The 9303-nt window shown below is 59.1% G+C and carries 5 protein-coding genes; 2 read left to right on the top strand and 3 right to left on the bottom strand.

Annotation, left to right across the window (positions count from 1 at the left end; translation table 11 throughout):
• The 3 genes from ABZ420_RS13865 to ABZ420_RS13855 all read right to left on the bottom strand — a co-directional run.
• Nucleotides 1-1760, bottom strand: a 1760-nt coding sequence (locus tag ABZ420_RS13865) for a beta-ketoacyl synthase N-terminal-like domain-containing protein (protein WP_357121617.1), incomplete at its 3' end; no start/stop codon positions are given.
• Between the two features lie 11 nt (nt 1761-1771).
• Nucleotides 1772-3757, bottom strand: coding sequence for a thiamine pyrophosphate-dependent enzyme (locus ABZ420_RS13860; protein ID WP_357121576.1), 1986 nt, complete (start codon nt 3755-3757; stop codon nt 1772-1774).
• Nucleotides 3758-4944: 1187 nt separating this feature from the next.
• Nucleotides 4945-5745, bottom strand: a complete 801-nt coding sequence (locus tag ABZ420_RS13855) for an enoyl-CoA hydratase/isomerase family protein (protein WP_357121614.1) — start codon at nt 5743-5745, stop codon at nt 4945-4947.
• Between the two features lie 1532 nt (nt 5746-7277).
• On the opposite strand from ABZ420_RS13855, the gene ABZ420_RS13850 reads away from it, so the two are divergent.
• Nucleotides 7278-7961 (top strand): response regulator transcription factor, encoded by a 684-nt coding sequence (locus ABZ420_RS13850; RefSeq protein ID WP_357121573.1) that lies wholly within the window; start codon nt 7278-7280, stop codon nt 7959-7961.
• Nucleotides 7958-9007 (top strand): HAMP domain-containing sensor histidine kinase, encoded by a 1050-nt coding sequence (locus ABZ420_RS13845; RefSeq protein ID WP_357121570.1) that lies wholly within the window; start codon nt 7958-7960, stop codon nt 9005-9007. The genes ABZ420_RS13850 and ABZ420_RS13845 overlap by 4 nt, the downstream gene beginning before the upstream one ends.
• Nucleotides 9008-9303: the final 296 nt, after the last annotated feature.

The raw sequence follows: 9303 nt of genomic DNA, 5'->3' as shown, positions 1-9303 counted from the left end.
GGGTCCATCGCCAGCGCCTCACGCGGTGAGATGTTGAAGAATCCCGCATCGAAGCCGGCAACGTCGTCGAGGAACCCACCCTCACGTACGTAGGACGTCCCCGCTCGGTCAGGATCGGAGCTGTAGAGACTGTCGATGTCCCAGCTACGATCAGCTGGGAATCCCGAAATCACATCGCGCCCTTGAGACGCCACACTCCACAGGTCGCCCGCGGACCGCACTCCACCCGGATACCGGCAACTCACACCCACGATCGCAATTGGGTCATCGCTGACACGGGGGTCCACGGCTTTCCCGAATTGCCTGTTATCGGCATTGGGCTTCGTTGCCGTTCGCAAGCTGCCGTGGTCGTCGAGCGGATTGGCGCCGTCTGCGACAATTTCGCTCAGGTCGGCAAGGGTGGAGCATCGATACAAAGCTGTTGCCGACAGCGAAGTTCCAAGCTTGGAATTTATAGCTTCGATGATCGCTACAGCGTGAGCGGAGTCAATGCCGAGCTCTCCCAGCGGGCGATATACATCAGTATCGATTCCGAGGATATCTCGAGCGATCTCTTCGATTTGCACCACAGAGATGCTCGCACTGCCGCCGGTAGAAACTGCATCCCGCGAGATGCCTGGCATCCTCTTCGAAGCACTCGTCATCGTCTGCAATTGCGAGATAATCTCGGCGATGTAATTCGACGCTTGCATTCCATTGAGGACACTATGATCGAATGCAACGACAATTCGGCGCTGCGAACCAGGCTGGGATCCATTGGACGCGCCACCGAGGAATACCGTTGCCACGGCCGGGGGAACGACGATCGGAATACCGTCGCTAACACTGTCACCAAGATATGACAGCATCAATGTCGCGCTGCCATCCACCGAGGAGTTGCCTGTATATGCTTCCCCAATGGAGCGTGTCCATTCGGAATGAAATTCATCGAAGGACAATCTTTCGACGCCTTCGATTCCCGCCACTTCGAGGTCGCCGTTCAATGCGGCAACGCTTACGCCGACATTTACGTTTTCGAACACGCGAATATTTTCGCGATCCAAAACTCTAGACCGAATTGACCGGTGGCGAACAGCAGCGCGGGCGGCACAATATGAGAAGACCTCGAACTCGGTGACGAAGCCAACACTCACTCCGCCGACCGATGCTGTGGCGCGTTCTAGCAGGTCAGCATCGAGGGCAACCGCGATGCTGGCCGGCACTACCGAAGCGTGCCCGTTGCGCATGGCGGTGTTCAGTACACGTTGCCGCGCACTGAGTCTCTCATCAGAAAAAGACGAACCGGTCGATCGATTCCTATTTTCGATATAGGCATCGATGTCGTCTGGCGTCAGGAATCTCGTCTTGCTCGGTACCGATTCCAACTCGCTCTCGGCAACGCCGTGCTCACCCGCATATTTCCGAGTCTTCGGCGGAACCATCCTTTTACGAGATTTCGTACCGCCGGTTTCACGATTGGCCGATTCGCGAACCGAGGGAGGTTCGGGATCTACGGTAGTTTCAGCGCATACGCCAATGATCTCGGCGACGTCCGCACCGATGTCCACGGTCTCCTCTTCGACCACGAACCATCGTCCGAGCACGCCGGCAACCGGAGATTCGACATCTACCGTGGCTTTGGCGGTCTCCATCTCATAGATTGGCTCGTCTTTCGAGACGGGATCCCCAGGGGCCTTGTACAAACGTAGGATTCGTACGTCGACTTGCCCTTCCCCAATTCGAGGAATTGTAAGCCGACGCACTTCATCTGGTCTAATCATGATGTCACTCATCAATCTAGGGTCGACAACACGGCGTGCACGACATCATCTAATGTCGGCATAACAGCCAATTCCAAGTCGGGATGGAAGGGGATATGAATATCATCACGTGCGACCAGACGCGGCGGTGCCAGAAGGGAGGAGAAGTTGTCGTCGTCAATGGTCAGATCAGCGATAATACTGGCCCCGAAACTGCTGGTTCGGTTATCTTCTTGAACCACGACCAATCGACCGGTCTTGTTGAGGGACTTCTGCACAGTTTCTCGATCCCATGGTACGAGCCACCGTAGGTCGATGACTTCCACGGATACTTCCTGCGACGCCAGAACCGACGCGGCCTCGACAGCCAGTTCCACCCCATTTCCCCAGGTGACGAGGGTCACGTCAGAGCCATTCGTGACCAGTCTGGCAAGCCCGGGAGAAACGGGATCTACAGGTTCGCCCGAATGGCGAATGCGCATCAAATGCTTCGGAACTAGAATGAGTGTCGGATCGTTCGACGCAAAGGCATCAAGGAAGATGAGCTCGGTGTCGACCGGGTTACTGACCACGGCGACCCTCAGTCCAGGAATGTGGGTGAACAGAGCTTCATTGCTTTGGGAGTGCCAGATGCCGCCGCCTGGCAAATAGGCTCCATACGGCGCATATATGACCATAGGGCATGACCACTGTCCTGCCGTCCGCCATCGCAGTGTCGCAACTTGATTCGTCAGTTGATTCCAGGCCGGCCCGACAAAGTCGATGAACTGGAGCTCGACGACAGGCCGGCGTCCCAATCCGGCCAACCCCACCGCGGCTCCTACTATCGTCGCCTCTGCCAAGGGCGAGTTGAAGATGCGCCCACCAGCAGCGCTACCGAGGCCTTTCGTAAATCCGAACACTCCACCTTTCGGATCTTCTATATCCTCCCCGAACATGATCATCTCCGAGATTTCGGATAGGCCACGGCGAAGCGTTCCATTTATGGCGTCGACGATTGTTTCGAAGCCGCCCTGCATACGGAGGATACCATTGTGGGACGCGCCAAAAAGATGCGAATGAATATTTGAGGTCTCGTCGGCCATCTCGCTGATGGCTGACAATACTTCCTTTTCGACGTCGACTCGTGCTTGATTCCGCTCCGCATGTATGTCGGATTCGGACAGTATCCCCCTGGTGATCAGACGTTCTATAAATACGTCGATGGGGTCTCGCATCGACTCCAACTCGTCCGAGTTTCGATACACCCTGTGGTCATCCGACGATGTGTGCGAGTGCAATCGGTCCAGATCGCACCACAGTACGGTTGGTCCACCTCCGGTCCGCGCCTTGTGTGCAGCGTCTAGTGTCGCAGCGCGCACCTCTTCTGGGTCGACGCCATTAACGCGGGCGACCAGCGAATCATGCAACACGGGCAAATGCACAGGCGCAAGCCCGCGTGTCGGTGAGCTGATGCCGTAGCCGTTGTCAGAAACAAGGAAGATGACAGGTAGGTTCCGGTCGACGGCAAACATGATTGCCTCGAAAAACTCACCCTGTCTCGCGGAAGCTTCACCGATTGAACATAGGACCACGTCGTCGCCACCGGCCAGCTGCTGTGCCCATGCCGCACCCACTGCAGGGAGGCATTGACTCGCTACGGGGCTGGCCATCGAAAACACGTTGCCGCGTCGATCCGAAAAGTTCGAGGTCATACTCCGCCCGCGCGAGTGCGAGTCGCGGCTTGCGATCAGGTCCCGAGTCATGTCGGTGATGCTCATGCATCGTGCCATTAGAAGAGCACGATCTCGGTAGTGCGGAAATACGAGATCATCAGGCCGCAGCGCTTGTGCTACGCCCGCTAGGCCTTCATGACCAGCCGATGAGACATGAAACCAAGCAGCGCCTTGTCGACAGAGTAAGCCCGCGCGATGCTCGAACTCACGGGAGCGCAGCATTACGCGCAACAACCTTATCGACTCATCGTCGCGCACTTCGTGGCGCCTTTCCAGGCGAGCCGTCTGTTCGATCAAAACCAACCACCCACTGTATATGCTTAAGTAAAACCGACCCGAAGACGCTGGGTTCGGTGTGGAATTCGGAAAGATTGGGAGCAATGCCCCTTCCGAAAACAACCGCGGTCGTATCGGCCACCACGATCCTGCCTGGATCACGGACGACCGGCGACTCGCATCGTTGCCTCAACACGGGAGGCAAGGCATTGTCCCGGCCGGTCTTCTCGGCAGCGCATCGCTGCATAACGATTCGCGTGAATTGGTGTTCAGATCTATCAGAGGAGAAAGCGGACAAATCGGTCCGGAATTCAATTATCTTGCTGGCACGCATGCATTCACCGTGCCAGCCGTCGATCACGCAGGAATTCGACATGAGTGAGGCCGTCGAGCGGTCGAGGTCACAGAGGGCGATCACACTGTATACGGCCGCCCTCTGAGAATAGATGTGCATGACAGTGAGCCACGCAGGTGCACTGGCTTCCCGGACCAACTCCGCGCACACTGCGCACGCCATGCGAGATCATTCCGGTTCTGTCGCGGTTCTGACCCCGTGAGCATTTCCCTGGCATCGGAATTCCCTCCGGTCGGCAGGCATGCGTAGTCGACAGGATTCGTCCGACATCCAACTCCTGGATTCCACATCGGCCGCCGAATCGCCCAGCATGATGCGCCCGGCCACAGCTGGCAACAGTCAGGTCGACTACCTGCCTCTGCCTCATGCCCACTCATATCCATCCGTTCGATTCCGCAACCACGCCCAACCCACGGCCGTTCGCCGCTATCGCATAATCTCCAGAATTCAGATCGCTGTCAAACATCCCAGCAAGTATTGTTTACGCCTCGCTCACACAACACAAGCAGCTGATCTCAATATTTTCTCCAGATCTCACCATCAGGCATTGCACGAAGTTGAACCAAACTTTTCGCAATACCCGACGACATCCAAGAGTTAGCCCTCTTTTAACACAGAACTTGCGCAGGGGGACGTGACAGCCCGACGGGCCGACTTCTCAGCCGCATGTGCGAATCTTTCCCGTTGATCCCAGAGTTGCCAGCCATGGTTGCTGGCCGGATTCCAGGGCCCGACTCACCCCTGGCCGTGGTGACCATGGGAGTTCCTCGGAGCCGAGGTCGGGGGCGACGATGAAGTCCGTCCCGACGTTGTCGGCCCGTACCCGGCGCCGTCCGTGCGGAGAATCCCGTCGCGGGACTCATTGTCCGGTGAACCGGGCCTTGCCCGGCCCGGCATCGAGGAAGCTCCGGATCGCCTCACGGGTGTCCGCGGTGTCGAACAACGCTCCCGTCACGTTCGGAGTGGCCGCGTCCGCCGCCTCGACACCGCCCGAACTCCACACCGCAACGATAGTTTTCGTCGCAGCGTGCGCCCGGGTTCCGCCGTCGGCAAGCCGCTCGGTCAGCGCGCGAGCCGCGCGGTCGGTGTCCTCCGCGAGAACGTCAATCACTCCCCAGTCGTGCAACGTGGCCGCGTCATACAGATCCCCGGTCATCACCATCTTGCGCGCTCGCCCCGCACCAGCCCGCGCAGCCAACCTCTGGATACCGCCCATAGACGGAACCAGCGCAACCACGGTCTCCACGAATCCCAGCTGTGCCCGTGGGTTCGCCACAATGAGGTCGCAGGCCAGAGCGATCTCGACCGCCGCGGTCAGTGTCAGCGCATGTGCCGCGAAGACCACGGGGCAGGGGAGCGTCTCCAGCGGCACGACGATCCGGCTCAACAGATCTCGCCAGAGTTGCTCTGCAGCGACGGCATCCAGATCCTCGAATGCGGTAACGTCTGCACCGCCGCACACAACCGGCCCCTCTGCGCGCACCAGCACCGCGCGCGGTGGGGCTTGCTCCAGCGCCGCAATGTGCTCGATCAGCGATTCCCACAACGTCGCATCGAACAGGTTGCGCGGCGGATGGTCGATGGTGAGCACTCCGATCTCGGCACCGCGACCCGTGGAGTAGCGCTCCAGGCGCGCGGTACGAGTGGATGTATTCGTCATTTCGGCTCCTGAAATTGCAGCAGAAGGATCAGCGCAGGAAGGATTCCAGGTGGCACCTGGCCTGTGGCCATTTGTCCACATTCGGGTTCCGCGCACGATGCCAACTCTGGAAGTATTCCCGATTTCCTTCGATACTGCTGCGCCGGACACATGCAACTATTGAGCTTAGCCGCCAGACACGCAAAAACGCGACAAAACAAGTTCTACGTTTTCGCTATGTCATGATTGACTTTTCTTAGCGTGAAATTAGCTTGTGCGTTACGTCTGCTCAGACCGGGCAGTTGCTCGCCGAAGCCTGTGGTGCCGCCTAATGTCTGATGCGACCAGCAGGCCACGAGCTGGGCAGCTAAGGCCGGTCAGTTCTGCCCGTGAGCGTTCCGCTGGTTGGCGCAGCAACTGTTCGTGCCCCAGGCTGCTGGGAATGTTCTGTCGACCGCTCGCACCGGGGCCGGTGGTCAGCGTGGTCGGTCTCGGTGAACTTCCCACTCGAGGGCCCGGCGGTCTCCTCACAAGACGACTCGAAAGCGACGAGCCCGTCGAGAGACCACCTTTCGCTCCACGGAACAAACTCCACAGGAGCGTCGGATTTGTCGAATCCAACACAGGTCGGGTGTCCCACGCGAACCCCGGCCGGCGCAGGCGCGGGATCTCCTGCCGCCGCGGGCATGCCGCTCGGGGGGGCCGTGCACAGCAGGACCGGACGCTCGGACTCGACACCGTGATGTCGTCCACGTGGAGCCGTGTCGGCTAAGAACTGCGCAAAAGGTGACTTGCATGCCGCTACAGGTTGAAGTTGTGTACCGACGCGTTCCTGGAGTGACCCGTAGACTAGCATTGTCCCGCAATGGTTCCCACACGTGGTGCCCCAAGTTGTCGATGCGCGACGCTCACCACGCCGAGACTCGGCCGGTGCGGATCCCGGCGGGATTCGCATTGCGGCGCGGCGAGACATCCGTTCCGGAGCAGGCCGGCAGCCTGATCCTGCGCCGTATTCTACCTGGCCGACTAGTGGGTTGGTGCACCGTCTGGAGCGTCGGGCACTTCACGCACTTCCTCACGAGAAGCCTTCTGGCGCTGTGACGTTGAGCACGTTAGCCGCCAGTGGGCACCTGCCTGTCGGTGGTAGCGCTGAAGCAACTGATATCGTCCGAAAGGTCTGGATCATCTCCTGGGGGGGCACGTTGAAGTTAGCTGTTTCCAATCCGCTATCGGCGACACACGTAGGCATGACCGAGGCCCTACTCCGCACCGTTCTCGATGGCCGGCACGGCCACACCGCTACCGAGCGTAGTCACGGCAGAGTATACGTCTCGATAATGGGACCTATTGCGCTGGAAATTCGTCGAGCCAGTCATGGAGCGCTCCGCGATTCTGTTGCGCCTCCTCATCTCAAGAATATTACAGCTCTCCTTTGAGATCAAGCGTTCGGAGCCTTGCGCTCAAAAACCTTCGAGAGTTTGGCGGTAGTCATGGGCCGATAGCACAGAAGCACTTGGTCAGCACCGGAGTGAGTTTATTAGAAGGGGACAAGCGTGCAAGTTCTTATTGTTGAGGACGATCATCACCTAGCGGCGGAGCTGGACCGCGGGCTTGAGTCTCAGGGCTTTCGCAGCCGCGTCGTGAGTACCGGACGCGAAGCACTCAGCCTTCACGCCGAGGTGGAGGTCGTGCTACTTGACATCGGCCTGCCAGACATGGACGGGTTGGAGGTCTGCCGCACGATCAGGGCGACGTCCAACGTGCCGATCATTATCCTGAGCGGCCGGGTGGACGAATTCGATCGAGTGCTGGCACTTAAGCTCGGGGCGGACGATTACGTGACCAAACCGCATAGTCTGCGGGAACTGGCTGCCCGACTCGAGGCGGTGACACGTCGTGCCCGGGACCGCCGCGAGGCGCCAATCCCCACTAGCACGGGCACGATCGGAGCTGACGTCCGCGAGCTACGTGAACTACGCATCGACGTGCGTAGCCGCCGGGTCACCGTGAACGAGCAGGAGGTTCATCTAACACGGCGAGAGTTCAATTTTCTCGAGCTCTTGGCTCGCGAACCAGGCAAGGTCTTCAGTAGAGAGATGATCATGATCGAAGCGTGGGGCTATCGCGATGCCGGGGACACCAGAACGCTTGGTGTCCATGCGGCCAGTTTGCGAAGGAAGCTGGGAGTGCCTGTGATCGAAACAGTCCGCGGCGTCGGCTTCCGGCTGGCATTGTGACTCTGCAACAGCGAATCATCGTCGCCGATCTCCTCTGCGCGCTCGTGGTTGGACTCGTCACGATTCCACCTCTCGGTATCGATGGAAATTGGTTGGCCCTCTCTTGCGGGGTCGCATCCGTCGCGTTCACCGGCTTGTTCGCCAGGCCTTTGGCACGGTGGGCACTCTCACCCGCAAGCGTGATACGCGATTCCTTAGCCAAACTTGAGCGCGGCGAGATCAGCAGATTGAACGCATACGATGGGCCGCCGGAGATACACAGTTTTATCACCCGGATCAACACTGCGGCCGAGAAGCTGATGGCCCGAAACGGACACGACAGTGTCGCGGGGGCTGATCTCGCGCACCAGATCCGCACAGCGCTCCAGTTGTTGGGAATGCGGATCGATCAGCTCGCCGTCCATCTGACCGACGAGGGTTTGGCGGTCCTCACGCAGACGAAAGCCGATGTCACTCGCCTGCACGACTTGCTCACCGAACACCTCGATAATGCGCGCAGCGAGACGACCCCGCCACTGGTCGAGATCGATGTGCGAGACGTTTTGGTTGAACGATTCAACGCCTGGTCGGACATGGCCAGTCGGCAGGGCTCGATCTCACTCCGGCAAGTTTCGATCGACTCGGCCGTGATCGTGACCCAGCGCGGCACCTTGGAGCACCTGCTCGACATCTTTCTGGACAATGCGATCAGGCACTCGCCACAGTATGGCAAGATACTGCTGTCGGCGAAGGTCGACCAAGCTGGAAATCAGGTGGCGATTCGGGTCGTCGACCAGGGGGCGGGCATGGTCGACGAGCAACGAGCACACGCGACCGCGCGCGGCTGGCAGGCCAATGCCGCCGACGGACCCGGTCACGGCCTGGGTCTCTCCATCGCGGATGTGCTGGTCAAGCAGAATCGGGGTCTGCTGACCCTGGATGTTGCGCCCTCAGGGCACGGTCTCGATGTGTGTGTCCGCTTCCCGGTTGTGTCGAACCTAGGAACTCTTGGCAACGTGCCCAACACGAATCCCACCATCGCCCGCGGCAAATTGGATTCCTCCTGACCTACGCTCGAATGTTCGCCCGGCGACCGTCTGCGACGTGCTTGTCACCACCATCTGTGGAACATGACGGTTAGGAACTGTCCATCGGCGTGTTCCGCAGATGGTGGATATTTGCAGCGCTCAACCGGTGAGCAGAGTCCATTCATCGCAATACCATCGATATCTGCACCCTCCTTACGTACTCGACCATTGCCGCTCTCAACGATTCAGCCGACATTCGGGTCGCCATAGAATTCCCCCAAGAACAATTATCGGCACTCTACTGACGAAATGCAAGATGCTAATATCAAGGTTTT

This window comes from Nocardia sp. NPDC005745 (assembly GCF_040630775.1).
In the GTDB taxonomy this organism is placed as follows: domain Bacteria; phylum Actinomycetota; class Actinomycetes; order Mycobacteriales; family Mycobacteriaceae; genus Nocardia.
The sequence above is the reverse complement of the archived record's forward strand: the minus strand, read 5'-3'. Positions and strand labels throughout refer to the sequence as shown.

Excerpts from the sequence above, each read along its gene's own strand:
- ABZ420_RS13855 (WP_357121614.1), bottom strand. The coding sequence starts at position 5,745 with ATGACGAATACATCCACTCGTACCGCGCGCCTGGAGCGCTACTCCACG.